The sequence below is a fragment of the Ruegeria sp. B32 genome (assembly GCF_025141855.1).
GTDB classification, from domain to species: Bacteria; Pseudomonadota; Alphaproteobacteria; order Rhodobacterales; family Rhodobacteraceae; genus Ruegeria; species Ruegeria arenilitoris.
The window spans coordinates 1,190,980-1,216,868 of the sequence record NZ_CP081106.1 but is presented as its reverse complement, the minus strand read 5'-3'; the positions used below and the strand labels follow the sequence as shown (position 1 = coordinate 1,216,868).

Genomic DNA, 25,889 nt, shown 5'->3' with positions numbered 1-25,889 from the left:
CGGTTCCTTTTAGTGATTGTCCCGCGGCAGGAATTGCCGCGCGATGTCCTTGAATTTGTCGGCGCCCTTCAGCGTCATGCCGCGATCCAGACGATCGACCTTCTCGCGGAAGATCTCCTGCCAGGGTGACTGGTCGGACGGGACCGAATAGCCACCTGCAGCTTCCAGTTCGCGGGCGCGTTCATGCAGCTCCTCCAGCGGAACAAGCATATCCGCCGTCCCTTTGCCCAGATCGATGCGCAACCGGTCGCCATTTCGTACCAGCGCCAGCCCGCCGCCTTCGGCCGCCTCGGGCGAGGCGTTCAGGATCGACGGGCTTCCGGACGTGCCGGACTGGCGCCCATCACCGATGCAGGGCAGAGCTTCGATCCCTTGTTTCAACAGGTATGAGGGCGGCCGCATGTTCACCACCTCGGCCGCGCCCGGGTAACCTTTGGGCCCCGCACCGCGCATGATCAGGATACAGTCTGCGTCGATGTTTTCTGCCGGATCATCGATGCGGTGATGAAAGTCCTCAGGCCCGTCAAAAACGACCGCCCGGCCCTCGAAAGCATTGGGGTCATCCGGGTTCGACAGGTAGGCCTCGCGGAAAGCGGACGAGATCACCGATGTCTTCATTATCGCGCTTTCGAACAGGTTGCCCGAGAGGTTGATGAACCCGGCCTGATGCTTGACCGGATTTCTCACCGGCTTGATCACGTCGTCGTTCAGCGACCGGCGTGTCCCGCAGTTCTCGCCCATCGACTGGCCGTTGACCGTCAGCGCATCGGGGTTGGGCAGCAATCCGGCATCAATCAACTCACCGACCACGGCAGGGACACCGCCGGCGCGCTGGTAGTCTTCTCCAAGGTATTTCCCGGCCGGCTGCATGTTTACCAGCAGCGGTACGTCGTGACCCAGGCTTTGCCAGTCATCGTTGTTGAGTGGAACGCCAAGATGCCGGGCGATCGCATTCAAATGGATCGGCGCGTTCGTCGATCCACCTATCGCCGAGTTGATGACGATCGCATTTTCAAATGCCGCCCGCGTCATGACATCGCTTGGGCGCAGATCCTCCCACACCATCTCGACGATGCGCATTCCGGTTTCATAGCTGATCTGTCCGCGTTCCCGGTACGGGGCCGGTATCGCGGCGGACCCGGGCAGTTGCATTCCCAAGGCTTCGGCCAGGGAATTCATCGTGGTCGCCGTTCCCATCGTGTTGCAATAGCCAACAGAAGGCGCCGAAGCCGCCGCGATTTCCATGAACTCATCAGTGTCGATCTCACCGGCAGCAAGGTCTTCCCGAGCCTTCCAGATCACGGTTCCCGACCCAGCGCGTTCACCCTTCCACCAGCCGTTCAGCATCGGGCCGACCGACAGAGCGATTGCGGGGATATTGACGGTGGCGGCCGCCATCAACAGCGCCGGCGTGGTCTTGTCGCAACCGATGTTCAGCACCACGCCGTCGATCGGGTAACCAAACAAGCTCTCGACCAGCGAAAGATAGGCCAGATTGCGATCCAGCGAGGCAGTCGGCCGCTTACCCGTTTCCTGAATCGGGTGCACCGGAATTTCGATGCACGTGCCACCGGCCGCGATGATCCCGTCGCGCACACGTTTGGACAATTCCAGGTGGTGGCGGTTGCACGGGCTGAGATCGCTGCCCGTTTGCGCAATGCCGATGATTGGCTTGCCGGATTGAAGCTCGGCGCGGGTCAGGCCGTAGTTGAGATACCGTTCCAGATACAGCGCGGTCATCTCGAGGTTCTCCGAATTCATGAACCATTTCCGCGACCGCAGATCGTCCTTTGTTATCTTCGTCATTGGCCTGACCACCCCCCATCGATTATGTGTGTATGTCCTGTGGTGAAAGCACTCTCATCGCTTGCCAGGTAGACGACCAGTGCCGCTATTTCTTCCGCCTTGGCGACGCGGCCCATGGGCTGGCGGGCCACGAACTGCGCCAAGGCCTCTTCCCTGCTGCCCAGTTCTTGGGCCAAAGCTTCGACCCGATCGCGCCAACTGGGGCTGTCGACCGTTCCGGGGCAGATGCAGTTGCAGCGGATGCCCTTCGTGATGAAATCAACCGCAACCGATTTCGTCAGCCCCACAACCGCAGCTTTGGTCACGCCATAGACAAAGCGGTTGGGCGCGCCGATGATCGACCCCAAAGCGGAAGACATGTTGATGATCGAGCCGCCGCCCCGTTCGACCATCCCCGGCAGCACAGCCTTCGTCGTGCGCATCATGGACCGCACGTTGAGGTCCATCGCAAAATCCCACTCCTCATCGGTGGCGTCCAAGATGGTCCCGTGATGCACGAAGCCCGCACAGTTGAACAACACGTCCGGATTTGCCCGCTCAGCCCCCTGAGCGACGCTGGCGTCATCGGTGACGTCCATCTCGAAAATTTCGATATTTTCGAGATTCTCGGACCGAATCGAAGAAAGGTTTTCGAGGTTGATATCCGTCGCAAACACCTGCGCCCCTTCGTGCGCCATTGCGATTGCGCTGGCACGACCGATACCCTGTCCGGCGGCCGTCACAAGGACGCGCTTCCCCACAAGTCTTTCTGACATATGTAAAATTTACCTTTCACTACTTGCGATCAAACACCAGGACCTCGGGCCCGAGTGCGACCGGGCAGCACCAAAAAATTCTGCACGGAAACGCGACAGGCTTTGGCGCAGGAACTTGATGCCGTTAGCGTATGACAGAGATTTTGGTTTGGCTATAACCATGCGTGGTGCGGCCCGAAGGAGGACAAGCAAGCATGAGTGAACAGCGCAAAGTGACCCTTTTGGGCACCGGCCTAATGGGGGCGCCGATGGCACGAAACCTGCTTGCGGCAGGCTTTCCCCTGACCGTTTGGAACCGTAGCGCCGAAAAGGCACGGCCATTGGCGGACCAAGGTGCCGCGGTTGCAGACACCCCGGCCCACGCGGTTGCCCAAGCCGATGTGATCGTAACCATGCTGGCCGACGGATACGCAACCGGCGCGCTGCTTGAAGACCCTTCTTTCTGCGACCAGCTGAAACCTGGTGCCGTCTGGATCGACATGTCCAGCGCCAAGCCTGAACATGCCCGCGCGCAGTCGGCCCAACTCGAAACCCTCGGCCTGCGGCATCTGGATGCCCCAGTCTCCGGTGGCACCAAGGGGGCCGAGGCGGGCTCGCTGGCGATCATGGTGGGCGGCGATGAGAAGGTCATGCGGGAGGTCCTGCCAATCCTCTCCGCCATGGGGCGCCCCGTGCATGTCGGCCCCAGCGGCGCCGGACAGTTGTGCAAACTGGCCAATCAGACAATCGTGGCCGTCACGATTTCCGCCGTTGCCGAGGCAACCCTGCTGGCCGAACAAGGTGGCGCAGACCCGGCTGCTTTGCGCGCCGCGCTTCGCGGTGGGTTTGCCGACAGCGTGATCCTGCAGCAGCACGGGGAACGCATGTCCAACCGGGACTTCGTTCCCGGCGGACTCTCGAAGTTTCAGCTGAAGGATCTGGACAATACCCTGGCTGAGGCGCGCGGTCTGGGCCTGGAACTGCCGAATACGCAAGCCGTACGCGACCGGTTCGAATACCTGATAAACGAAATGGATGGGGCCGAGCTGGATCACTCTGCGCTCTACCTCGAACTCAGAAAACGGAATGGCATGTCGTGACGCATATCCTCATCATCGGCGGCGGTGGAATGCTGGGGCAGAAACTGGCGCATCACATTTCGGCCGAACAGACCTTTGGCCCGGACGCCCGTGTATCATTGTTCGACCTTTCATTTCCGGCCGAGGGTGCACTGGGAGAAAAAATCGTTGGCGACATCGCGGTCCCAAACTCGGCCAAGCTTCTGGCCGCTCAGCGCCCTGACGTGATCTTTCATCTGGCCGCGATTGTCTCGGGTCAGGCAGAAGCTGACTTTGACCTTGGTTGGGACGTCAACCTGATGACGACCTGGGCACTGCTGAACGCATTGAAAGACGAGCATGACGCCACCAGCGGCACCTACCGCCCGCGGCTGGTCTTCGCTTCGTCCATAGCCGTCTTTGGCGCCCCTTTCCCCGCAAGGATCGACGATGAATTCCTGTGCGCCCCTCTGACCAGCTACGGGGCGCAGAAGGCTGCGTCCGAGTTGATGATTTCCGACTTCAGTCGAAAAGGATACATCGACGGCATCTCCCTGCGGCTGCCGACGCTGTGCGTGCGGCCCGGCAAAGCAAATGCCGCCGCGTCCTCCTTCTTTTCGGGTATCATACGAGAGCCCCTGAACGGGCTCGAGGCGGTTCTGCCGGTCGACGACACCGTTCGCCATTGGCACGCCAGCCCTCGGACAGCGGCAAGATTTCTGACCCACGCGGCCGATCTTGATGCGACGCTGCTGAACGACCGGCGCGCCCTGAACATGCCCGGCATCAGTTGTACGGTCGCCGAACAGATCGAAGCTTTGCGCACTGTCGCCGGTCAAGACGCGGTCAACCTGATAAAGCATGTTCCCGACCCGGACATAGAGCGCATTGTGAAAGGCTGGCCACGCGACTTTCAAACCGACCGCGCGCTTGAGCTGGGCTTCCGCGCAGAGTCGAGCTTTGAAGACATCATCCGCGTTTATCTTGAGGATGACTTCCGCGCTTAGTCGCCCATCGTCTTGCCTGTCAGATGGCGCTTGAGGTGGTCATGAATCTTCTGCTTGGTCAGTTGCTCATCGCCGGACAATGCGGCCTCGAGGATGTCGGCGTGATGCCGGATGTTCTCGGAGATGAACTCGAACCGCCGGTCCGCCACCATCAGCTGCTGCCGGAATTGCGCGTAAATTCGGCCGTGCATCTGCTTCAACGTTTCCGATCCGCAGGCCGAGATCAGCGTTTGATGGAATTCCTTTTCCGAAGCAAACCAGATCTCGATCAGCTCGCTGGGGTCGTCGGTGGCATGAATGCGCTTTTCGATATGGCTCAGCTTGTGATGCGCCGCGGTCAGTCTGGCTTCCCAATCCACCCCGCCGTTGCGGATCGACATTGCGGTGCCCTCTCCCTCCAGCAAAACGCGGATGTGGGTCAGCTCGATCAGTTTTTGCGGCGAACGCCTCGGGACGCGAAAGCCCTTTTGCTCCTGAAAGTCCACCAAACCCACCGATGACAACCGAAAAAGAACTTCGCGAACCGTGCTGGCCGAGCACCCATAGTCCTTGCGCAACTCTTCGGCCCGAACCTTGGCACCATGCTCGAATCCGTTCGAGATCAGACGCATTTTAAGGTGCTGATAAATATCTACTTCTTCATTCATTCCGGTTTGCACCTTTCAGGTCTGGCCACTTAGTGTCCTAGTCGTATTTTCGATTTATTGCAAGAATCTCGAAATTCTTGAAAATTTCATATTTTACTTGTTGCATTCGATTCGACCGCTTAACGTCTAGCAGCGTGTCGACAAGGGAGGCGGCAAGATCTCCTACCCGGCGCACTGCTCAACGTCTGGGAGGACAATATGAAAATAGTCAAGACAGCGGCTGTTGCGGCCGTAGCAACGACGATGGCGGCCGGTTTCGCGGTGGCTGAAACGACCAAGCTGAGAATTCAAACCCATTTCTCGCCCGAGACGCTGTCCGGGCAGATGGCGGCAAAATACGTCGAAGACATCCAGGAAATGTCGAACGGCGAGATCGAAGTCGAGATGTTCTACTCGTCCTCGGTGGTCAAATCGGTCGAAACCTTCGATGCCGCGGCGACAGGCATCCTCGACTGCGACATGACCGGCGGCGGCTATCAAACCGGTAAAAACCCGGCCTTCCAGTTCGCGGGCGATCTGCTGGGCGGTTACCAGAACCCCTATCAGCAAATGGCATGGCTGCTGCACGGTGGCGGCAGAGATGCGGTCAATGACCTGTACAACGGCTACGACATGGAATTCATCGGCTGGTGGATCCCGGGACCGGAATCGCTGGCCTCGACCAAGCCGATCGCCAAGGTTGATGACTTCAAAGACTGGAAATTCCGTTCGCCCCCGGGCTTGGCCACCAAGGTCTTTGCCGAGCTGGGCGCATCGCCGATCGTGATGGACTTCAACGAAATCTTCACCGCTCTGGAAACCGGCATCATCGACGGCGCGGATGCTGCGAACCTGACCAACAACGTGGGGCTGGGTCTGTACGAAATCGCCGGTCACACGAACTATCCCGGCTTCCACTCGATGCCCGCAGACCACCTGGCCTGCCGCAAGGACGTTTGGGACGCGATGCCTGCACATCACAAAAAGATCATGGAAGTCGCGATGGACAGCCTGGCGCTGCACAATGCGACGATCAACGAAGTGCAGAACGCTCAGACCGCCAAGGACCTGAAGGCCAAAGGCGTTCAGCTGTATGAGTGGTCGCCGGAAGATCTGGCCGCCTACCGCGCAGCCGTTCAGGTCGGGTGGACCGAGTTCGCCACGACCCCGGAGGCCAAGGCGCTGTTGGAAAGCCACATCAACTTCCTGCGCGATCTGGGCGCAATGCAATAATCGGGCTTCGGCCATTCAACGACAATCGGAAAGGCCGTGCTGACGGCCTCTCCGAATGTGCCCGGGACCCTGCATTTCATGAAAATCATCAAGATCACCAGCCATGTACTGCAGTACGAGATGCCCGAAGTCCTGGGGTATTCGCAGCAGTATTATGACAAGCGCACAACCCATCTGGTCGAGGTTCAAACCGACGAAGGCGTGACCGGCTGGGGAGAGTGTTTTGGCCCCGGCAACGTAGCAAGAGCCAACAAATCCATCGTTGAACAGGTTATCCAGCCGATGGTGCTGGGGCTGGACCCTTTGGACAAGGACGTGATCTGGCACAAGGTGTACAACCTTCTGCGAGATCATGGGCAAGGCGGAATGCCGATACAGGCGCTGTCCGGCGTGGACATCGCCCTTTGGGACATCGTCGGCAAGGTGGCCGGTTTGCCGCTGCACAAACTCATCGGCGGGGCGCATCGTACAAGCGTTCCCTGCTACGGCTACGGGATGATGCTGCGGGATGAGCCGATCGCCGACCTTGCCGCCCGGTTCGAGGACGAATCCGCAACGATCAGGGACATGGGGTTTGTCGCCACCAAGATGAAGACCGGGTTCGGACCCAAACCGGACGTACAGCTCTGCGAGGCGGTGCGTCGCGGGGTTGGAGACGACTTCCCCTTCATGGTCGACGCAAATCATGCCTACACGACCTCGGACGCGTTTTATGTGGGCCGTGCCTTGGAAGAGCTTGACGCCTATTGGTTTGAAGAACCGGTGGCCCCTGAGGATCTTGACGGCTATCGCGAACTGCGCGCGGGGCTGAAGGTCAATATCTCGGGCGGCGAGGCTGTGTTCAATCGCTGGGCATGGCGCGCGCTTCTCGAAAACCGCAGTGTCGATATCGCTCAGCCCGAAGTGTGCGCGTTGGGCGGAATCTCGGAGTATCTGCAGGTACTTGCGCTGTGCCACGCGCACTTCACCCCGGTCGTCAATCACGTCTGGGGAAGTGCGGTTGCTGTGGCCACCAACCTGCATTTGCTCGCGGCAATGCCGGCAATGCCGGGCGGTCTGCACCCGTGGGAACCGATGTTGGAATTCGACACCACGGACAACAAATTCCGCGACGATCTGCTGACCGTTCCGCTGGAGATACAGAAACAAGTCAAGGCCAACAACGGCCGCGTGACGATCCCGACCGGCCCCGGATTGGGCGTCGAGCCGGACCTGGAATTTATCGATCACCACCGGATCGACGGATAAGGACGAGGGCTACGTGATGCAAAAAAACTCAGGCGGAATACTGGAGTGGCTCATCCCGCTCGCCTTCGTCGCGACGGCCAGTTGGCTCGTCTGGCATTTGCCGGCCTTCCTGTTGGACTGGCTGCCCTACACGTCCGAATCTCTGAAAAGCCAGGTAACGGAAATCTATCTGCGCAGCGACGTGACGCCCGAAATGACCGGGGTTTTCGGCGGATTTGTCGATATTGTCGATATCGGCGCGCTGATACTGCTGCCGATCCTTGCGGTGATCGGAACCAAGACCGTCCAGCCGGCAGCGATGGAATACGAGGGCACGACTGCGATGGACCGCTTCGCCCTGTTCATCGGCCGGGTCACGATGATGATGATCGCCATCATGACGGTGGTGATGCTGTACGAAGTCTTCATGCGCTACATCCTCGAAAAGCCGACCGAATGGGCCAACGAGATGACGCTGTGGTTCGCCAGCTTCGTGTTCCTGATGTCCGGCTACTATGCCATGCAGCAACGCAGCCATATCCGGATCTTTCTGCTGTATGATGCGGTTCCTCGCTGGTTGCAGCGCGTGTTCGACACGATCTCGACCATCCTGATCGTGATGTTCGCGTTCTTTCTGGTCTACGGCAGCTATCAGCAGGTTTTCGTCAACAAACTCTACAAATGGGAGCTTTATGGCTCGGCCTTCAACCCGCCGATCCCGGCGACGTTGCAGCCCATGGTTCTGATCGTGATCACCCTGGTCGCCATGCAGGCCGTTCTGAACCTGATCGCGGATTGGAACAAAGAACCGGAAATCCACACGGATGAACCGGACGAAGACGAAATTGAAATGATCAAACGAGCGGTGGGACAAGACTAATGGATATTGGAACGATCTCACTCATTCTGATGGTCGCCCTGATCGTGCTTTTGGCGATCGGGATGCCCCTGGGTCTGGCCTCGGCCTCGCTTGCGGTTCTGGTTCTTGTTCTGAAGTTCGAGCCGACACTTCTTTTGAACCCGTTTTCATTCGGCGATGGCATTCTGACCGGACGCCCCGGGACTGGGCCACTCTATATTCTGGCGCAGAAGATATATGGGCTCTTAACGGACTACGTGCTCATATCCGTGCCATTGTTCATCTTCATGGCATCGCTGCTGGAGCGATCCGGGATCGCGCGCGACATGTATTCGTCGCTGAATGTCTGGCTGTCCAGAACACGTGGCGGCATCGCGATCGTGACCTCGATCATGGCGGTGATCATGGCAGCCATGTCCGGCATCATCGGCGGTGAGGTGGTCCTGCTGGGCCTGATCGCCCTGCCCCAGATGCTGCGCCTCGGCTACGATCAGAACCTCGCGATCGGCGTCATCTGCGCCTCGGGGTCGCTGGGGACCATGATCCCGCCCTCGATCGTTCTGATCATCTATGGGCTGATCACCGAAACCTCGATCAAGTCGCTGTTCACCGCGTCTTTTATTCCGGGCTTCATGCTCGCCTCGATGATCATCCTATACATTATCATCCGCACGCAGTTGAATCCTCACCACGCGCCGCTTCCGGAACCGGACCCGAGCGACCCCGAACCGGCTGAAAAGCGCAAACTGTTTGCCGCCTTCATGAGCATCGTCGTCGCCGGATTTTCCACCGTTCTGTTTATCCGGGCCGCGTTTTTCGAGCTTTCCGGCTCGAACGCTGCCAGCCAAGGCGAGCCCGCGCGATTGGGGACAGCTGACTACCTGCCCTGGTTTGCCGGTATTACGATCGTCGCCCTTCTGCTGATCTTCTTCGTCTTTGGCAGAGAGCGCGCCAAAATCGGGTGGGAAATGGGCAAAGGCCTCGTCGCGCCGCTGGTCGTCATCGGCGTCGTTCTCGGCTCGATCTATGGCGGGATCACAGGCATCACCGAGGCAGCAGGCATGGGCGCCTTCGCCGTTCTGATCATCGCCATCCTGCGGGGCGAAGGATCGTTCGAGCTGGTTTGGGACAGCTTGATGCGAACGCTCAAATCCACAGGCACCATCATCTGGGTCACCATCGGCGCCGCCGCGCTGGCGGGTGCCTACACCATTGCCGGCGGGCCCCAATACGTGGCCGATCTGATCGTTGGGCAGGACCTGCCGACGATGCTGGTCATTCTGGTTATGATGCTGATCCTGCTGTTCATGGGCGCGTTTATGGATTGGGTCGGCATCGTGCTTTTGATCATTCCGGTCTTTCTGCCGATCGTTCTGCGCCTTCCCATCGAGGAAATCGGACTCATCGGCCAGTTGCAGCCCAGCCATGTCGCGATCTGGTTCGGCGTCGTGTTCTGTATGAACATGCAGGTCAGCTTCCTGTCGCCCCCGTTCGGCCCGGCGGCGTTCTACCTGAAATCGGTGGCCCCGCCGCATATCAGCCTGACGGATATCTTCCGCGGCTTCCTGCCATTCATCGGGATCCAGCTGCTGGCGCTTTCCGTTCTTCTGATCTGGCCGGGCATCATCGCGCTGTTGTTGTGAGGTCGAACCCATGCTGACACAAGATCAGATTGGCAAGTTCCAGACGGACGGATACCTCGTGGTCGAGGATGTAATTCCCGGTGACGTCCTTGATCGGGTGCAAGCCGAATACTCGGATGTCCTGAACCGGCTCTATGAGGGTTGGTACGAAAAAGGGCTGGTCAAGGACGAACCTTCACGAATGACTTTCTGGGACAAACTTCTGTCCGCCTATCAGGCCGGTTGCGACTATTTCCAGCCGCTGGACATCTCATTGCCCGGCGACCGGATCATGGCTGACACACCGTTCCATATTGGACCCGCCGTGTTCGACCTGCTGACGGCCCGGCCCATGCTAGACATCGTCGAGCAGTTGATCGGGCCAGAGTTGGTCAGCAATCCGATCCAGCACGTTCGGCTGAAGCCCCCTGCCCTCAAGCTGTCCAAGGACGAGGTACGGGCGCATATAACCGCAACGGACTGGCATCAGGACCGGGCAGTTGCGTTGGAGGATGCGGACCAGACCGACATGGTCACGGTTTGGATTGCCGTCAACGATGCAACGATCGAGAACGGCTGCCTGCAAGTGCTGCCTAAGGCAAAGGACCAATCCATCCTGCCGCATTGCGCGCGGACGCAGACAGGCATTGCCAACGGGTTCATTGACGAAGACCGAGCCGTGCCCTTGCCCGTCAAGGCGGGCGGGATCATCCTGTTTCACCCTCTGACGCCACATGCGTCGCTGGTCAACGAAACGGACCGGTTCCGCTGGTCGTTCGACATCCGCTTCAGTGCGGCAGGCCAACCCACCGGTCGAGACCATTTCCCCAGCTTCATCGCAAGGTCCAGATCGCGCCCCGAATCCGAACTGCGGGATTGGCGTGTCTGCAAATCCAATTGGGAGGCGGCACGAGCAAGGCTGTCTGGACAGCCGCATATAGATATTCACCGGTGGACATCGGACTCGCCGTTCTGCGCCTAGCTGCAGCCGCCAGGAAAGCTGATTATGACTTTTGTACGTTTAGATCGAACGGATAGTGTGGTGGTTGCAACTCGGCTGCTGGAGGCCGGCAGCGTGGTTGAAGGCGTCACGACCAATGCGCGCATCCCATCGGGCCACAAGGTCGCCACGGCGACCCTTGCACCCGGCGATCCGGTCAGAAAATACGCCCAGATCATTGGTTACGCCACCCAACCGATCGAACCCGGCGATCATGTACACACCCACAATGTCGAGTTCCGAAACACCAGCGTGGACTATGAGTTTGCGACGGATCACAGGCCTATGAGACCCGCCACCTCGGTCGATACGTTCATGGGCTACCATCGGGACAGCGGTCGGGTCGGCACGCGCAATTACATTGCGGTTCTGACCACCGTGAACTGTTCTGCTACGGCGGCCCGCATGATCGCTAACCACTTTACGCCGGACAAGCTTGCCGCGTATCCGAATGTCGACGGCGTGATGGCCTTTGTCCACGGAACGGGCTGCGGAATGGCAGATTCCGGCGACGGTTTCGAAGCTCTTCAACGGGTCATGTGGGGGTTTGCAAAACATCCCAACCACGCTGCCGTTCTGATGGTCGGTCTGGGCTGCGAAATGAACCAGATCGACTGGCTGCTGGACGCATATGGGTTGAAGCAGAGTCCAACCTTCCAGACGATGAACATCCAAAACGTTGCCGGGTTGCGTCGGACCGTGGAAATGGGCATCAGCAAGATCAACCAGATGCTGCCCATTGCCAATGAGGCAAAGCGCAGAGAAGCCCCGGCGTCTGAACTGATGGTTGCGCTGCAATGTGGTGGATCGGACGCTTGGTCCGGTGTGACGGCGAACCCGGCGCTCGGACATGCCTGCGACCTGTTGGTCGCTCAAGATGGCACGGGTGTCCTCGCGGAGACGCCCGAAATCTACGGAGCCGAACATCTTTTGACCCGCCGTGCCCTTGACCGCGCAACTGGGGAAAAACTGATCGGAATGATCGATTGGTGGCAGGACTACACCGCCCGCAATCACGGTTCGATGGACAACAACCCCAGCCCCGGCAACAAGCAAGGGGGTCTGACGACCATCCTCGAGAAATCGCTGGGGGCAGCGGCGAAGGGCGGAACCACCCCTTTGACCGGTGTATTCAAATACGCCGAACCCATCACCGCCAAAGGCTTCACCTTCATGGACAGCCCCGGATACGACCCGGCCTCGGTGACCGGCCAGATCGCGGCCGGGTGCAACCTTGTGTGTTTTACCACGGGGCGCGGGTCGGCCTTTGGGTCCAAACCGGCACCAACACTGAAAATCGCCACCAATTCCGAATTGGCGGCGCGTATGCCCGAAGACATGGACGTGGACGCGGGCGACATTCTGACCAAAAGCGTCAGCGTCGAAGAAAAAGGACAGGAGATATACCGACGGCTGCTCCAAGTCGCCTCCGGCGCGCGAACCAAGTCCGAGGCACAGGGCTTGGGTGATTACGAATTCGTTCCCTGGCAGATCGGAGCGGTGATGTGAAACAGATCCTCGTAGCCGGCGGCGGATTGATCGGTATCCGCCACGTCCGCGCCGTCATTGAGCATCCCGGCTGCACGTTGGTCGGGTTGGCCGATCCGGATGGCTCGATCCAGATCGACGCGCCGCGTTTTGCCAGTATGGACGAGGTGCAGGACACAGTGGATGGTGTCATCATCGCGACGCCGACCAGCCTGCATGCCGAACATGGCATTCTGGCCGCGTCCCGTGGTTGGCACATGCTGATCGAAAAGCCGGTTGCCGCGTCGGTCGATGATGCCCTGCGCCTTAAGACGGCCGTTAGCGAGGCCAATGTCCGCAGCCTGGTCGGCCAACATAGGCGGTACCACACAACCTTGCAGCACCTGAAGGAGGTGATCGCGCAAGGTACGATCGGACAAGTCATCAACGTCTCGTTGCTGTGGGCCATGCGTAAACCCGACAGCTATTTTGAACAGAACTGGCGGACTTCCGATGGCAGCCCGGTGATGATCAATCTCGTGCACGATATCGATGTCCTGCGCTTTGTGATCGGAGAAATCTCGGAGGTTGTCGCCCTGCCCGGCGCGTCAATCCGCGGATCGGATCGGATCGAAAGCGGCGCTGTCGCGATCGCATTCGAAAACGGCGCGACGGGTACCATCAGCTTTGCCGACACCGCGCCCAGCCCTTGGGGGTTTGAAGCCGGAACCGGCGAAAATCCGAACATCGGCACGACCCGCCAGGACATGATGTGGATCACGGGAACCAGGGGCGCCTTCAGTTTTCCATCCATGACCCTGTGGCGCGGACAGGATTGGGGCACTGCAGCCCAAAAAGACCAACTTCCAAGGCCGGACCAGACACGCACACCGCTGGAGGCGCAACTGGATCACTTCCTTGACGTGATCGATGGCGCCCCACCTTTGATCGACGTCGGGGATGCAGCCCGGACGCTCGAAGTCACATCACGCATCGAACAGGAGCTGAAGGCGCGAACCGCTCGAGCGCGGGCGCCGGCCTGACTGAGACGCGGCAGAGCAAAATTTCGGACCATTCAAAAGACCAATGACTATTCCCCGGGCAATATGCGCAATCAGACTGCAAATCCGCCCGCGACAGACACAAGAATGATAACCAGACATTTTCACGGAAAGGGAAACCAATGAGCAAACCATCAATCGGGTTTATCGGCCTGGGACTCATGGGCGGAGCCATGGTGAGCCGGCTGTTGGACCAGGGATACTCGGTCACGGTGTTGGGAAACCGCGACCGCACACATCTGGATGCCGCGATTGACCGGGGCGCCCGCGAGGCGCAAAACGCGCGGGAGTTGGCTCAGGCCAGCGACATCGTGATGCTGTGCATGGGAACGTCTGAGCAGGTCGAGGGCCGTATGCGCGGTGCTGATGGAGTGATCGCGGGACTGAAGCCCGGGGCGATCGTCATCGACTTTGGCACCTCGCTTCCGGGCAGTACACGCGCCCTGGCCGAGGAGGTTGCCGCAGCCGGCGGAAGCTACCTTGACGCGCCACTTGGCCGAACACCGTCGCATGCGCTGGAAGGCAAGCTCAACATCATGACGTCCGGCGACAAGGCTGCCTTCGACAAGGCCGAGCAGACACTGAAGGATCTGGGCGAAAACGTCTTCTACCTGGGTCCTGTCGGATCGGGACATACGATCAAGCTGATCAACAACTTCTTCGGAATGACCGTTGCGAACGCGATGGCCGAGGCCTTTGCCATGGCCGACATCACCGGCGTTGACCGCAAGCAGCTGTACGAGGTGATGGCCGCAGGGCCGCTGCATTCCGGAATGATGGATTTCGTCAAAGCCTACGGTGTCGAGAATGATCCAAACCAGCTGGCCTTTGCCATCAAGAACGCCGCAAAAGACCTTGGGTACTATGATCGAATGGCACGCGAGGCCGGCGTTACCAGCGTGATGTCACAGGGCGCACTTTCCGCGCTGAACGACGCGCGCGACCACGGTCAGGCGGATGACATGGTCAGCCAGATGGTTGACTACTACGTCAAACGTTTCAACACCTGATCTATGGCCGTCACCGCCAACCCCAACGCGGACCTGCCGCGCCTTGGCATCGTGCTGATGCTGACGGCGTGGCTGTTCTTTTCGCTGGTGGACCTTGGGGCCAAATGGTTGGCGTTGGCCGGCGTGCCGGCATTTCAGCTGGCGTTCATGCGTTATGCAGGGCACTTCGTGATCTCAGTGGGCGTGATCGCCAAGGGCGGGATTGAGGCCAGCCGGTTCAAGACCGACCATCCATGGCAGGTCATTAGCCGGGCCTTGCTGCTGATCTCAGCAACCGTTTTCAATTTTTATGCCCTGCGGTTTTTGCCTCTGACCGTCGTGTCGGCAATCATGTTCTCAAGCCCGGTCATCGTGTGCTTTTTGTCCGTCTTCGTGTTGAAAGAAAGCGTGGGACCATGGCGTTGGGCGGCTATCGTACTGGGCTTTCTGGGGGTGTTGGTTGTCGTGCGGCCGTTTGGTTCGGCATTTCATCCGACCATGCTGCTGATCGTCTACAATGCCACCGCGTTGGCCTTGTACTCGATCATGACGCGCAGGCTGTCGGGGGTTGTTGCCGTGGACACCATGCAATTCTACCTCGGGCTTACCGGTACAGTGGTCCTGCTGCCTTTCGCCATCTGGTTTTGGATCCAACCGGAAAACACGTGGAGCATGATCGTCCTGATCAGTCTTGGCGTCTTTGGGTGGTGCGGGCATCAACTGCTGACGAACGCGCATCGGTTCGGAACGGCGAACCAACTGATGCCATTTACCTATTCGTTCCTGATATATGTTGCGATCTGGGGTTATCTGTTCTTTGACACGGTACCGGACGCATTCACGTTGGCAGGGGCTGCGCTGATCATGGTTGCCGGTCTCATCATCTGGAAAAGAGAAAAGAAATGACGCGAATTGCCTGCATCGGCGAAGCAATGATTGAATTGTCCATGCTGGAAACCGGCGCAAAGGTGGGTGTCGCGGGCGATACGCTGAACACGGCCATCTACATGCACCGCGCAGCGCCTGACCTGCAGGTGGAGTATGTGACATGTTTGGGCGACGACCCGTTCTCGGGGCGCATCGCGGACTTCATCGCCAGCCATGGTATCGGGACATCCGGCATCCGCATCATTCCGAACGCCTCTCCGGGCCTGTACGCGATCACGACCTCTGCGGACGGTGAACGCAGCTTTACCTATTGGCGCAGCGAAGCGGCCGCCCGTCAGCTTTTTGCCAATCACGACTTTAGCTCGTTGAACGGCTATGACGTGCTGTACTTGTCGGGGATTTCCGTGGCCATTCTTCCGCATTCGGTAAGGCTTGCGCTTCTTGACTGGCTCGACGGCGCTTCAGTCCGGTTGGTCTATGACAGCAACTTTCGTCCACGTCTTTGGGATAGCGTTGAACACGCCCGGCAGATCAACCAACGGCTTTGGTGGCGTGCGGACATCGCCCTGCCATCCATCGACGACGAGATGGCACTGTTCGGGGAAAGCGCCGAACAGGTGGCGGCGCGCTTTGCGGGTCATCACGGAATCGGCGCGTTGAAGCGCGGAGAGAATGGCCCCCTGTCCATTGGTCAGAGCATTGACCAAACCTATGAGCCTGCCAAAAACGTGCTGGATACGACCGCGGCAGGCGACAGTTTCAACGGTGGTTACCTCGCGGCGTTGCTGACGGGAAAAACACAGGCCGAGGCCCTGATGGCTGGACACAATCTGGCATCCACCGTCGTTCAGTTCCGCGGCGCGATCATTCCCGGATAAGCGGCGCGAGATCCTCGGCTCCGACAAGACGCAAAAGCGGCATTAGCGGATCTGGCTGCTTGGCAGCCAAAGCGATTTCCGACGCGCAAGGATCGTTCAGCGCCCGACCTTTGGCGGTCTCGGACATGCAATACGAGACCCAGGCCCGCATCCCCGCGATCACCGCCTGAGAGCCGGTCTCACGAAGTGTGGAAACAAATCGATAGGGCAGCTTCTGGCTTCCATCCATCGCGATTTGGTCCAGACGGTGCGCCAACTCGGGGTTTTCAAAGCGGCGCAACAGAGCCTCGGCATAGTCCGGAACCTGTGCTTGCACCGCGGCGGGCAGCGTTGCGCCCGCATCCTTCATCAACTCGGAAACTAGCGGGCGCAGAACCGGGTCTCGAACCGCTTTGTGGACGTAGGCCAGGCCCCGCTCCAACCCGGCATAAGCCAACAGGGAATGGGCCCCGTTCAACATGCGCAGCTTTCGAATCTCGTGCGGGGCCACGTCATCGACCAATTGCACGCCCGGCCAATCCGGATGCGGTCCGGCAAAATTGTCTTCGATCACCCACTCAGAGAACGCCTCGGTCGGAACGGCCATGGGATCGCCGCTGATTGCGCGTACAGCGTCCGTTGTGGCCGGGGTGATCCGGTCGACCATCGCGTTGGGAAAGCGAACGGCGTCCCAATTGACGTCCAGACCGGCTGCTTTCGCGAAATCGGAAACGGCCGTCTCGAGCGTTTTGCCATTTTCCATACGATTGTCGCAGCTTAGCACCGTCACAGGTTTGCGCCGTTCCGCAAGGCCAAAAGCCAAAAACCCGATCAGAGTCGCGGGCCCCTGCCCTGCCAGATCGGCGGCAATCGCCGGGTCCTGGAGGTTCAGCTTGCCCGCGGCATCAAGATGATAACCTTTCTCGGTCACGGTCGCCGAGATGATCTCGGCATCCGTCATCGCATCGAAAATCGCTGCGCGATCCTCGGGCGCGACCAGAACGTCGCGCAGAGCTTTGATGCGCCGGACGCCCTGCCCCTGCACGCACAGATCGTACTCGAAACCCTGCCGGGCCAATCCATCCCGAACCGAGGATGAACGCAGGCTGACGCCAACAACGTCCCATCCACCCGCTTGATCGGTGTAGTCCAGCAAATGCGCCCGGGCAAAGTTGCCGAGGCCGAAGTGAAGAATTGTTCCCATCTAGCTTTGCAATCCGTAAACCTGTTTCGCCAGATCCACCGCCAGCATCCGAGCAAGATGCTCGGCACTGTCCCGACCGAAGTAACCGCGCGCAACCTGCTCGGCCAAATGAATCGCCACGCCCCGCCGCCAAAGGTCGTGTCGTGCAGGAATGGACAAGAAAGCCCGCGTGTCGTCATTGAATCCGGCCAGATTGTAATATCCGGCCGTTTCAACGACCTGATCAAAATACCGCGCAATCCCGGCCGGGCTGTCATGGAACCACCAAGGAGGTCCGATCCGAAGGCACGGCCAATGTCCCGCCATTGGTGCCAGTTCACGGGCATAGGTGCCTTCGTCCAGTGTGAACAGAATGATGCGCAGTTCCGCCGAGTTTCCGACCCGGTTCAACAGCGCCTCAAGGCCCGTGACCCAATCCATCGCGATTGGAATGTCGGCCCCCTTGTCCCGTCCGAAATCCCGCATTACCGCGTTGTTCGTGTTGCGTTTGCTGCCTGCATGTATCTGCATGGTCAGACCATCATCGACCGACATCTGCGCCATTTCGATCAGCATATGCCCATAGAAACGGCGGGCGTCCTGTTCGGTCCCTTCCCGCCGTCTCAGCCGCTGGTACAGCGCATCCGGGTCCTCAAGCCACTCGGTCTGTACACGTTCGATACCGTGGTCGGTGGCGGTACAGCCCAGTTGGATGAAATAAGCCCGCCGCATCCGCAGTGCGTTGAGATAGCCATCATAGCTGTCCAGATCGCAGCCTGTCAGCTCGGCCAACTTGTTCAGGTTCTGCACGAACTCCGGGTCCGTCCCATCCAAGACCCCGTCCGGGCGGAACGTCGGAACAACCCGCCCGCCCCATCCGCTTGCACGGATCTCCTGATGCTGTGTGAGAGTGTCGAGAGCCGAATCCGTAGTGGCCAGAACCTCGATCCCGAACCTGTCGAACAAAGCCCTCGGGCGAAAATCGGGTTGCGCCAACTTTTCCGCGATCTTGTCGTAGATCAGATCTGCGGTGCGCGACGACAACTCCTCGGACACGCCCAGCGTTTCATGCAGCACGTAGTTCATCCAGATCCGGGAAGGCGTTCCCAGAAACAGATGCCAGTGCTGGGCAAAGGTACGGAAAACGGCACGAGGATCCTTCTTTCGCCCCTCTTCCCCAACACCGAGTTCCGACAAGGGAACGCCCTGCGAATAGAGCATACGGAATACGTAATGGTCGGGAACCACCAGCAGCTCTGCCGGGTTGGGAAACGGCGCATCGGTTGCAAACCATCCCGGATCGCAGTGACCATGCGGAGATACGATCGGCAGGTCCTTGATGCCCAGGTACAGGTCTTCTGCCATCCCATTCAAATTGCCAGTCAATTCTGCCTCCGATACTGCTGCCCGCAATTGTTAACACAGTTTTTAATGGTTGCATCTTTCCCGTTCGAACCCGCAGACTGACCGGGTGATCCGGGGGATTGAATGAATATTGCGCTGATTGGTTTGGGGATGGTTTCGGGCACGCATGTCGCCGCCATTCGGGCATCGGATCAAGGCCTCAGTCTTGCCGGAGTCCTTGGGCGCGACCCTGGCAAGACCGCTGCGTTCGCGCGGCGAAACGAGACCCGCGCATTCGGCTCGGTCGAGGAAATCGCAAACGACCCAAAGGTCGACTTTGCGATCATCGCAACCCCGCCCGATCAGCGCACTGAGTTGGTACGGATTCTTTCGACCGCGTCGAAACCGATCCTGATGGAAAAGCCCATTGAAAGAACTCTGGGCGCCGCGAAAGCCATTGTCGAGCAGTGCGAGGTGTCTGGTGTGCCGCTGGGCATCGTCTTTCAGCACCGCGCACGCGCCGCGTCGCAGGCGCTGAAATCAGCCATTGAACAGGGTGAGCTGGGCGCGATCGCCACGGTCGAGATTCGTGTCCCCTGGTGGCGCGATCAGAGCTACTATGACGAACCGGGTCGCGGCACTTATGCACGCGACGGAGGCGGCGTCATGATCTCGCAGGCGATCCACACGCTTGACCTTGCGATGTGGCTGCTAGGGCCGATCTCGGACATTCAGGCCGTGATGAGAAAAACTCCTCTACACAATCTCGAGGCCGAGGATTGGGCAGGTGCAGTCTTTGAAATGGACAACGGCGCGGTGGGAACGTTGATGGCAACTACCGCCGAATATCCCGGGTCTGCTGAGTCCCTCACGATCCAGGGAACCCTAGCCAAAGCGCATCTGGATTCAGGTGTCCTGACCGTGACCACTTTCGACGGCCGGGAATCCACGGTCGGCGAAACCGCCGCCACAGGCGGAGGGGCCGATCCCATGGCGTTCACACATGCCTGGCACCAGGCGGTCATCGAGGACTTCGCCGAGGCCGTTTCCAGTGGAACGCAACCTATGGCCACCGGACGCAGTGCCCTTTTGACCCACGCCGTCATCGACGCGATGCAGATCGCCAATCGAACCGGCCAGAAAACACGAGTCATCTCATGAGCCTGACCTGCGTCGCCCTTGGCCTCGACCACCGCCATATCTACGGCATGACGGAAAACATGCGCAAAATCGGCGTAGACTGCATTGGCTATTGGACACAGGGCGATCCGGAGACGCTGGCGGGCTACGTCAAAAGGTTTCCCGATATTCCGCGGCTGGCCCAACTGGAAGACGCCCTGACCTGCGGCGCGGATCTGGCACTGATTTCAGCGATACCGGCAGATAGGGCCGCGTTGGCGGTCCGCGCGATGCAGAACGGCATGGATGTCATGAGCGACAAGCCGGGCTGCACGACGTTCGAACAACTCGACCAGATCAAAAGAGCGGTCGCAGACACCGGTCGGATCTGGTCGGTGAACTTCTCGGAGCGGTTCGAAACGCCCGTCAGCACCCGGGCAATCGAGCTGGTCGAGGCCGGTGCCATCGGGCGCGTGGTCCAGACGGTCGGACTTGGCCCGCACCGATTGAACCGAGCGACCCGGCCGGAATGGTTTTTTCGGCGCGACTGCTACGGCGGCATTCTGACCGACATCGCCTCGCATCAGATTGATCAGTTCCTGCACTACACGGGTTCGAAAACCGCCGAAATCACAAACGCTTATGTGGCAAACTACGCAAACCCGAGCGATCCCGGATTGCAGGATTTCGGCGAGATCAATCTGCGCAGCGAGAATGGAACCGGGTACATCCGGGTTGACTGGTTTACGCCGGATGCCTTGCCAAACTGGGGGGATGGTCGTCTGACGATCCTAGGCACCGAAGGATACATCGAGTTGCGGAAATACGTCGATGTGGGTGGAGCCCCGGGGACAGATCATCTGATCCTCGTTAATGGTGACACCTGCCAAAAGATCGACGCATCCGACGCCGGCCTTCCCTACTTTTCGCGCCTCGCCGATGACATCCTCAACCGGACCGAAACCGCAATGACGCAGACCCACTGCTTTACGGTCATGGAACTGGCACTGCGCGCGCAGGAAATGGCGGAACGCAGATGATCAACGTTGCGATCCTCGGCGCAGGTATCGGTGCGCAACATCTGGACGCGCTGGAACGGCTTGACCGCACCTTTTGCGTAGCCGCCGTGGTCGACCAGAATATCGACCGGATCGAACAGATACGGCAGAACTCGGGTTTTCGAGCATTGACCAACATTCAGGACGCTCTGGATGATCCGACGATTGATGTCATCGACCTCTGCCTGCCGCCCCATCTGCATGTGCCGACCACGCTTGCAGCATTGGCTGCTGGAAAACACGTTGTTTGCGAGAAGCCTCTTGCGACCTCGATGCAGGATGTGGATCGGATCACGGCAGCCGCAAGCAGCGCGGGCAAGCAGGTGTTTCCGGTCTTTCAATACCGGTGGGGCCCGTCACTGGCCCAATTGCGCCACCTGCAACGCGCGGGCCTGACCGGAGCGGTCCAAACTGCCGCGCTTGAAACCCATTGGTCCCGAGGGGCGGACTATTACGCGGTACCGTGGCGGGGGACATGGGCCGGTGAACGCGGCGGCGCGGTTCTGGGCCATGCCATCCACAACCATGATCTGCTGACTCATATCGCGGGTGATATCGCCTGGGTTTCTGCAATGACCACAACGCGGGTCAACCCGATCGAGACCGAAGACTGCGCCGCGATCTGCTTCGGCATGAGTTCCGGCGCTTTGTGCACAAGCAATATCACACTAGGCGCAGCCACGGACGAAACCCGCCTGCGGTTCGTCTTTGAAAATTTGACTGCCACTTCTGGCACCGAACCTTATGCTCCGGGTCAAACGCCCTGGACTTTCGTCGCGCGGGACCCCGTAGATCAAGCCGCTGTCGACGAGGTTCTTGCGGCCTCCGCCGCCGAGCCAACTGGTTTCGAAGGATTTTTTACCGAAGTCGGCAAGGCGCTGCGGTCCGAGGCAAATTCGGCCGTTACGCTGAAGGATGGCGCTGCGTCCATCGGCCTTGTGACGGCGATTTATCACGCTGCGCGCACCGGGCAGCGCGTTGCCCTTCCCATCAGGCCCGATCACCCGCTGTATGAAGGATGGCTGCCATGAAACAATGTTGGCGTTGGTTCGGACCCGAGGATCCGATCGCTCTGGCCGATCTCCATCAGGTCGGGGTTCAGGGTATCGTCACCGCGCTGCATCACATCCCGCCGGGACTGCCCTGGGACGAACCGAGCATCGCCGATCGGCAGGCAGTTCTGGCTGCGGCCGGGTACAGTTGGGACGTTGTCGAAAGCCTGCCCGTCTCAGAGGCGATCAAGACCCAGTCGGCGGACATGGCCGAGCATCTGCAGGCGTACAAGTCCAGCCTCAGGGCCCTGTCCGCCCGTGGCATCAAAGTTGTTTGCTACAACTTCATGCCGATCCTGGATTGGACGCGCACCGCCCTTCGCGCCCTGCAGCCGCATGGCGGAACGGCCATGCTGTTCGACCTGACCGATTTTGCAGTTTTCGACATACATATTCTTGAACGTCCCGGCGCGTCCGAAGACTACTCCAAAGCCGTTCAGCAAGCGGCCAAGGATCGCTTCATAGGCATGTCGGATGTCTCCAAGGCCCAGTTGCAGCACAATGTCACCGCGGGGCTGCCCGGCGCCAACGATCAGTGGAGCGTAGAGGACGTACGCGCCTTGCTGCAGACATATGCCGAGATAGACCGTGACCGACTGCGCGCAAACCTCATCGACTTCCTGTCTGAGGTCGCCCCGGTCGCCCAACAATTGGGGCTGCGCTTGTGCTGTCATCCCGATGATCCGCCCTTCTCGTTGCTCGGTCTTCCAAGGATCATGTCCAGTACCGAGGACTACGGCGCCGTACTGGATGCGGTTGATATGCCCGCGAACGGCGCAACCTTGTGTACCGGATCGCTGGGTGTTTCCCCTGAATTCGATGGGCCGGAGTTCGTGCGCCGGCATGGCGACCGGATTCACTTTGCCCATCTTCGGAATACCCGACGCATCGCGGGGTCGGACAGACAGAAGCCGGATTTCTATGAGGCTGCGCATCTGGAGGGCGACACCGACATGGTCGGAACCATTCGCGAGCTGATGGACGAACAACGCCGCCGCAAATCCCAAGGGCGAGACGACTGGCAAATTCCGATGCGACCCGACCACGGACAAGAGCTGCTGAGCGATCTGGGCGGACACAGCACTCCCGGCTATCCGCTGATCGGACGAATGCGCGGGTTGGCGGAATTGCGCGGCATCATGGCGGCGTTTTCCTGACACGTCGGATCAGGCAGTTTCTTTCCACCCGTATCACTTCTTTGCTTGCCTGTGCGCGGCATTGTTCGTTTACTTACGGTACGTAAACGGGCAGCGGGGTGTCTTCCGGACTCGCCCGACGTCTGTTCAAGACGCGTGAAACTCCCGCGAAAACCGATGCAATTGAGCATCATTTTTCGAAACGTCTGCCAGACGGCAAAGACGAAAGAACGGGAGGACTCCAAATGAAAACCGCAGGCGTAATCGGTCTTGGCGACATGGGCAGCGGCCTTGCCAAGAACCTGATCAAGAATGGCTTTGAAACATCTGGTTTCGACTTGAGTGAGACGCGTATGAAGGCATTAGCCGACATGGGCGGCCTGGCCAGGGACAGCGTGGGACAGGTCGGCCGTCACGCCGCCAGCGTGTTCGTCATGGTGATGAACGGAGATCAGGCCCGCGATGTCATTCTGGGAGAAAACGGACTGGTTGCGAACATGGCCGAAGGCGGAACTGTGATCCTGTCGGCGACCATTACCCCGGCCGAAGCAAGCGCCATCGGGCGAGACATGGAGGGTTCGGGCATCAACCTGATCGACACTCCGGTCTCGGGTGGGTTTCCCGGCGCGCAGAACGGCACATTGACGATGATGGCTGCCGGTGCTGCGGATGTGCTGGACCAAAATGCCGAAGTCATGCAAGCAGTGTCGGCAACCATACACCGGGTTGGAGAAAACGCCGGTGACGGGCAAACCGTGAAAGCCTGCCTGCAATCCCTGATCGGATCGATCTTTTCCGCCACATTCGAGGCTGCGGCCCTCGCGGCCAAAGCCGGTGTCAGCGGTCAGGCATTGCTTGACGTGTTCTCATCCTCCAGTGCTGGGTGCGGTGTCGTGAACACCGCCCTTGAAAACATCATTGATCGCAAGTTCGAAGCCACTGGCAGCCATATCGCAACGATGCACAAGGACCTGACGATCTCGCTGGCCCTGGCCGGTGCGTTGGGCGTTCCAATGCATACCGCCTCGTCCGCAATGCAGATCTTTCACGCCGGAAAAACCAAATACCCGAACGGCGACAACTGGGTGTGTACCCGCGTCATCGAAGAGATCGTTGGCGCAGAATTGCATCGCTGAGGGGCCGGACATGAAATTAGGTGTAATTTGCGACGGCATTTCCCGCGATCTGCGGCATGCCGTGGACGTGATGGACGAATTCGGTCTGGACTATGCAGAACTTCAGTTCGTAGGCGACACCGAGGTCGGGGACCATTCCCCGCAGGAAATTGCCGAGATCGACGCGCTCTTGCGCGACCGGGGCAAGCCTGTTTCCTGTCTGTCGCGCCATATCTTCGCGGGGATGACAGCTGCCAACAGGCCCGGTGACGAGCTGCACACCCGACACATGGACGCCTTGAAACGCGTGATCGACATGGCGCATGTCGTGGGGTCTCCGCTGGTTCGGATCATGACCCAACGAAAAGAGCAGATACTCTGGGGAAAAAACGGCGCCGAGAAGTGGAACGTCGCGCATGGGGTATGGGACTCGATGCCACCGCTGATCGCGCCGGCGGTTGAACTGGCCAGGGCTGAGGGCGTGACGCTTGTCGTGGAAACCGGAAACGGCACGCTGGTCAATTCGAACTATACCGCCCGCAAACTGATCGACGAGTTGGATGCAAAGGATGCGTTGAAAGTTCTTTGGGACCCCGGAAACAACTGCTGGTGCCATGAACTGGCATACCCGGACGGTTACGAAGAACTGCGCGGCGGCTATCTGGGGCACATTCACATCAAGGACGTAAAGGTCGATACACCGCGGGCAACGCTGGAAGTGCGCCGCATGGGGGAAGGTCAGCTTGCGCCTCTGTTCCAACCCATCGCGGACGCGCTCCGATCCGACGGCTATGAAGGCGTGATTTCCTTCGAAAGCGTTTATCATCCCGGCAACGGAAATTTCGATGATGGGTTTCGTCTGTGCATAGACCGGTTCAAAAACCTGTTTGCATGAATGAAAGCTCTAGAGTTTTACAAATCAGATACTTAAGCCTCAAAGTTGAATGCCGTATGGGGTGCGGAAAGCTGGGCGCATTCCCGCAAGATCAAGGAAAGGATCTGATGGATGAAGCAAGAGTCTTTTGAGTTGTCCATTGAAACGCCCGGCAAATCCCTGACCGACATCAGCGGGGTGGTTCAGCGTGCGGTTTCCGAACATGAGTTTGTCTCGGGCCTGCTGACCCTTTGGTGCGTCCACACGGGTGCTGCGCTGTTGGTACAGGCCAATGCCGATCCCGAGGTGGTCAAGGATATCGAGACGTTCTTCGAAGAACTGGTCCCCAAGTCACCAGGCAAGTATCACCACCGCCCGAGCGAAGACGACAACGCGCCATCGCATCTGCGGGCGCTGTTGACGCAAACGCAGGTGTCGATACCGGTCGAACAGGGACAGCTTCCGCTGGGCCGCGTTCAAAGCCTGTACCTGTTCGAACATCGCGAAGCACCAAAGACGCGGCGATTGAAGGTTCACTACATCGGGACTTGAGGCGTTGGCTCACATGGAGAGT

24 protein-coding genes are annotated in these 25,889 nt (G+C 59.3%); 19 read left to right on the top strand and 5 right to left on the bottom strand.

Going from position 1 to position 25,889, the window contains the following annotated elements; all coding sequences use genetic code 11:
* Nucleotides 1-9: 9 nt before the first annotated feature.
* Together K3752_RS06230 and K3752_RS06225 are read right to left on the bottom strand one after the other, a co-directional pair.
* On the bottom strand, nucleotides 10-1,806 hold the full coding sequence (locus K3752_RS06230) for an IlvD/Edd family dehydratase (protein ID WP_260065612.1): 1,797 nt from the start codon (nucleotides 1,804-1,806) through the stop codon (nucleotides 10-12).
* Nucleotides 1,803-2,561: an SDR family oxidoreductase gene (locus K3752_RS06225; RefSeq protein WP_260065610.1), complete on the bottom strand. Its 759-nt coding sequence runs from the start codon at nucleotides 2,559-2,561 to the stop codon at nucleotides 1,803-1,805. Before K3752_RS06225 ends, K3752_RS06230 begins: the two co-directional genes overlap by 4 nt.
* Before the next feature lie 194 nt (nucleotides 2,562-2,755).
* On the opposite strand from K3752_RS06225, the gene K3752_RS06220 reads away from it, so the two are divergent.
* Both K3752_RS06220 and denD read left to right on the top strand, forming a co-directional pair.
* Complete coding sequence (locus K3752_RS06220) at nucleotides 2,756-3,640, top strand: NAD(P)-dependent oxidoreductase (RefSeq protein ID WP_170442308.1); 885 nt, start codon at nucleotides 2,756-2,758, stop codon at nucleotides 3,638-3,640.
* On the top strand, nucleotides 3,637-4,605 hold the full coding sequence (gene denD, locus K3752_RS06215) for a D-erythronate dehydrogenase (protein ID WP_260065608.1): 969 nt from the start codon (nucleotides 3,637-3,639) through the stop codon (nucleotides 4,603-4,605). Before K3752_RS06220 ends, denD begins: the two co-directional genes overlap by 4 nt.
* Here denD and K3752_RS06210 read toward each other — a convergent pair.
* Nucleotides 4,602-5,252, bottom strand: coding sequence for a GntR family transcriptional regulator (locus tag K3752_RS06210; protein ID WP_170403872.1), 651 nt, complete (start codon nucleotides 5,250-5,252; stop codon nucleotides 4,602-4,604). The genes denD and K3752_RS06210 overlap by 4 nt on opposite strands.
* Before the next feature lie 198 nt (nucleotides 5,253-5,450).
* Between K3752_RS06210 and K3752_RS06205 the strand changes: the two genes are divergently transcribed.
* The 10 genes from K3752_RS06205 (at nucleotide 5,451) to K3752_RS06160 (ending at nucleotide 16,455) form a co-directional block, all read left to right on the top strand.
* The gene (locus tag K3752_RS06205) at nucleotides 5,451-6,464 is read left to right on the top strand and encodes a TRAP transporter substrate-binding protein (protein ID WP_093961716.1); all 1,014 of its coding nucleotides are present in this window, start codon (nucleotides 5,451-5,453) and stop codon (nucleotides 6,462-6,464) included.
* A 78-nt stretch (nucleotides 6,465-6,542) separates the two neighbouring features.
* Nucleotides 6,543-7,712, top strand: a complete 1,170-nt coding sequence (locus tag K3752_RS06200) for a mandelate racemase/muconate lactonizing enzyme family protein (protein WP_260065602.1) — start codon at nucleotides 6,543-6,545, stop codon at nucleotides 7,710-7,712.
* A 16-nt stretch (nucleotides 7,713-7,728) separates the two neighbouring features.
* Nucleotides 7,729-8,571 (top strand): TRAP transporter small permease subunit, encoded by an 843-nt coding sequence (locus K3752_RS06195; RefSeq protein WP_174819626.1) that lies wholly within the window; start codon nucleotides 7,729-7,731, stop codon nucleotides 8,569-8,571.
* The gene (locus tag K3752_RS06190; protein WP_170403878.1) at nucleotides 8,571-10,193 is read left to right on the top strand and encodes a TRAP transporter large permease subunit; all 1,623 of its coding nucleotides are present in this window, start codon (nucleotides 8,571-8,573) and stop codon (nucleotides 10,191-10,193) included. Before K3752_RS06195 ends, K3752_RS06190 begins: the two co-directional genes overlap by 1 nt.
* A 10-nt stretch (nucleotides 10,194-10,203) precedes the next feature.
* On the top strand, nucleotides 10,204-11,154 hold the full coding sequence (locus K3752_RS06185) for a phytanoyl-CoA dioxygenase family protein (RefSeq protein ID WP_260065597.1): 951 nt from the start codon (nucleotides 10,204-10,206) through the stop codon (nucleotides 11,152-11,154).
* 24 nt (nucleotides 11,155-11,178) lie between these two features.
* Complete coding sequence (locus tag K3752_RS06180; RefSeq protein ID WP_260065595.1) at nucleotides 11,179-12,681, top strand: UxaA family hydrolase; 1,503 nt, start codon at nucleotides 11,179-11,181, stop codon at nucleotides 12,679-12,681.
* Nucleotides 12,678-13,682, top strand: a complete 1,005-nt coding sequence (locus K3752_RS06175) for a Gfo/Idh/MocA family protein (protein WP_260065593.1) — start codon at nucleotides 12,678-12,680, stop codon at nucleotides 13,680-13,682. The genes K3752_RS06180 and K3752_RS06175 overlap by 4 nt, the downstream gene beginning before the upstream one ends.
* Nucleotides 13,683-13,822: 140 nt before the next feature.
* Complete coding sequence (locus K3752_RS06170; RefSeq protein ID WP_260065591.1) at nucleotides 13,823-14,710, top strand: NAD(P)-dependent oxidoreductase; 888 nt, start codon at nucleotides 13,823-13,825, stop codon at nucleotides 14,708-14,710.
* Nucleotides 14,711-14,713: 3 nt separating this feature from the next.
* Entirely contained in the window at nucleotides 14,714-15,595 is an 882-nt protein-coding gene (locus tag K3752_RS06165; RefSeq protein ID WP_260065589.1) for a DMT family transporter, read from the top strand.
* Nucleotides 15,592-16,455 (top strand): sugar kinase, encoded by an 864-nt coding sequence (locus tag K3752_RS06160; protein ID WP_260065586.1) that lies wholly within the window; start codon nucleotides 15,592-15,594, stop codon nucleotides 16,453-16,455. The genes K3752_RS06165 and K3752_RS06160 overlap by 4 nt, the downstream gene beginning before the upstream one ends.
* On the opposite strand, the gene K3752_RS06155 is transcribed toward K3752_RS06160, so the two are convergent.
* Nucleotides 16,442-17,638, bottom strand: a complete 1,197-nt coding sequence (locus K3752_RS06155) for a mannitol dehydrogenase family protein (protein ID WP_260065585.1) — start codon at nucleotides 17,636-17,638, stop codon at nucleotides 16,442-16,444. The genes K3752_RS06160 and K3752_RS06155 overlap by 14 nt on opposite strands.
* Nucleotides 17,639-18,982: a glucuronate isomerase gene (uxaC, locus tag K3752_RS06150; RefSeq protein ID WP_260065583.1), complete on the bottom strand. Its 1,344-nt coding sequence runs from the start codon at nucleotides 18,980-18,982 to the stop codon at nucleotides 17,639-17,641.
* A gap of 123 nt (nucleotides 18,983-19,105) precedes the next feature.
* On the opposite strand from uxaC, the gene K3752_RS06145 reads away from it, so the two are divergent.
* The 7 genes from K3752_RS06145 (at nucleotide 19,106) to K3752_RS06115 (ending at nucleotide 25,867) form a co-directional block, all read left to right on the top strand.
* The gene (locus K3752_RS06145) at nucleotides 19,106-20,122 is read left to right on the top strand and encodes a Gfo/Idh/MocA family protein (protein WP_260065581.1); all 1,017 of its coding nucleotides are present in this window, start codon (nucleotides 19,106-19,108) and stop codon (nucleotides 20,120-20,122) included.
* Nucleotides 20,119-21,120 (top strand): Gfo/Idh/MocA family protein, encoded by a 1,002-nt coding sequence (locus tag K3752_RS06140; protein WP_260065579.1) that lies wholly within the window; start codon nucleotides 20,119-20,121, stop codon nucleotides 21,118-21,120. The genes K3752_RS06145 and K3752_RS06140 overlap by 4 nt, the downstream gene beginning before the upstream one ends.
* Nucleotides 21,117-22,169, top strand: a complete 1,053-nt coding sequence (locus K3752_RS06135; RefSeq protein ID WP_170586068.1) for a Gfo/Idh/MocA family protein — start codon at nucleotides 21,117-21,119, stop codon at nucleotides 22,167-22,169. The genes K3752_RS06140 and K3752_RS06135 overlap by 4 nt, the downstream gene beginning before the upstream one ends.
* A complete protein-coding gene (gene uxuA, locus K3752_RS06130; RefSeq protein WP_260065576.1) occupies nucleotides 22,166-23,347 on the top strand; it encodes a mannonate dehydratase in 1,182 nt (393 codons plus the stop codon). The genes K3752_RS06135 and uxuA overlap by 4 nt, the downstream gene beginning before the upstream one ends.
* 224 nt (nucleotides 23,348-23,571) lie before the next feature.
* A complete protein-coding gene (locus K3752_RS06125) occupies nucleotides 23,572-24,462 on the top strand; it encodes an NAD(P)-dependent oxidoreductase (RefSeq protein WP_260065574.1) in 891 nt (296 codons plus the stop codon).
* A 10-nt stretch (nucleotides 24,463-24,472) separates the two neighbouring features.
* Nucleotides 24,473-25,336, top strand: a complete 864-nt coding sequence (locus K3752_RS06120) for a sugar phosphate isomerase/epimerase (RefSeq protein ID WP_260065572.1) — start codon at nucleotides 24,473-24,475, stop codon at nucleotides 25,334-25,336.
* 111 nt (nucleotides 25,337-25,447) lie between these two features.
* Nucleotides 25,448-25,867, top strand: a complete 420-nt coding sequence (locus K3752_RS06115; RefSeq protein ID WP_170389623.1) for a secondary thiamine-phosphate synthase enzyme YjbQ — start codon at nucleotides 25,448-25,450, stop codon at nucleotides 25,865-25,867.
* Nucleotides 25,868-25,889: the final 22 nt, after the last annotated feature.

Bases quoted from the DNA above. Each gene is read 5' to 3' on its own strand.
- K3752_RS06210 (WP_170403872.1), bottom strand. From the start codon at position 5,252: ATGAATGAAGAAGTAGATATTTATCAGCACCTTAAAATGCGTCTGATC.
- K3752_RS06230 (WP_260065612.1), bottom strand. From the start codon at position 1,806: ATGACGAAGATAACAAAGGACGATCTGCGGTCGCGGAAATGGTTCATG.
- K3752_RS06120 (WP_260065572.1), top strand. From the start codon at position 24,473: ATGAAATTAGGTGTAATTTGCGACGGCATTTCCCGCGATCTGCGGCAT.
- K3752_RS06180 (WP_260065595.1), top strand. From the start codon at position 11,179: ATGACTTTTGTACGTTTAGATCGAACGGATAGTGTGGTGGTTGCAACT.
- uxuA (WP_260065576.1), top strand. From the start codon at position 22,166: ATGAAACAATGTTGGCGTTGGTTCGGACCCGAGGATCCGATCGCTCTG.
- K3752_RS06195 (WP_174819626.1), top strand. From the start codon at position 7,729: ATGCAAAAAAACTCAGGCGGAATACTGGAGTGGCTCATCCCGCTCGCC.
- K3752_RS06165 (WP_260065589.1), top strand. From the start codon at position 14,714: ATGGCCGTCACCGCCAACCCCAACGCGGACCTGCCGCGCCTTGGCATC.
- K3752_RS06170 (WP_260065591.1), top strand. From the start codon at position 13,823: ATGAGCAAACCATCAATCGGGTTTATCGGCCTGGGACTCATGGGCGGA.
- K3752_RS06115 (WP_170389623.1), top strand. From the start codon at position 25,448: ATGAAGCAAGAGTCTTTTGAGTTGTCCATTGAAACGCCCGGCAAATCC.
- K3752_RS06200 (WP_260065602.1), top strand. From the start codon at position 6,543: ATGAAAATCATCAAGATCACCAGCCATGTACTGCAGTACGAGATGCCC.
- K3752_RS06205 (WP_093961716.1), top strand. From the start codon at position 5,451: ATGAAAATAGTCAAGACAGCGGCTGTTGCGGCCGTAGCAACGACGATG.
- K3752_RS06190 (WP_170403878.1), top strand. From the start codon at position 8,571: ATGGATATTGGAACGATCTCACTCATTCTGATGGTCGCCCTGATCGTG.
- uxaC (WP_260065583.1), bottom strand. From the start codon at position 18,982: ATGGCAGAAGACCTGTACCTGGGCATCAAGGACCTGCCGATCGTATCT.
- K3752_RS06185 (WP_260065597.1), top strand. From the start codon at position 10,204: ATGCTGACACAAGATCAGATTGGCAAGTTCCAGACGGACGGATACCTC.
- K3752_RS06160 (WP_260065586.1), top strand. From the start codon at position 15,592: ATGACGCGAATTGCCTGCATCGGCGAAGCAATGATTGAATTGTCCATG.
- K3752_RS06225 (WP_260065610.1), bottom strand. From the start codon at position 2,561: ATGTCAGAAAGACTTGTGGGGAAGCGCGTCCTTGTGACGGCCGCCGGA.
- K3752_RS06220 (WP_170442308.1), top strand. From the start codon at position 2,756: ATGAGTGAACAGCGCAAAGTGACCCTTTTGGGCACCGGCCTAATGGGG.
- K3752_RS06155 (WP_260065585.1), bottom strand. From the start codon at position 17,638: ATGGGAACAATTCTTCACTTCGGCCTCGGCAACTTTGCCCGGGCGCAT.
- K3752_RS06125 (WP_260065574.1), top strand. From the start codon at position 23,572: ATGAAAACCGCAGGCGTAATCGGTCTTGGCGACATGGGCAGCGGCCTT.
- K3752_RS06140 (WP_260065579.1), top strand. From the start codon at position 20,119: ATGAGCCTGACCTGCGTCGCCCTTGGCCTCGACCACCGCCATATCTAC.
- K3752_RS06145 (WP_260065581.1), top strand. From the start codon at position 19,106: ATGAATATTGCGCTGATTGGTTTGGGGATGGTTTCGGGCACGCATGTC.
- K3752_RS06135 (WP_170586068.1), top strand. From the start codon at position 21,117: ATGATCAACGTTGCGATCCTCGGCGCAGGTATCGGTGCGCAACATCTG.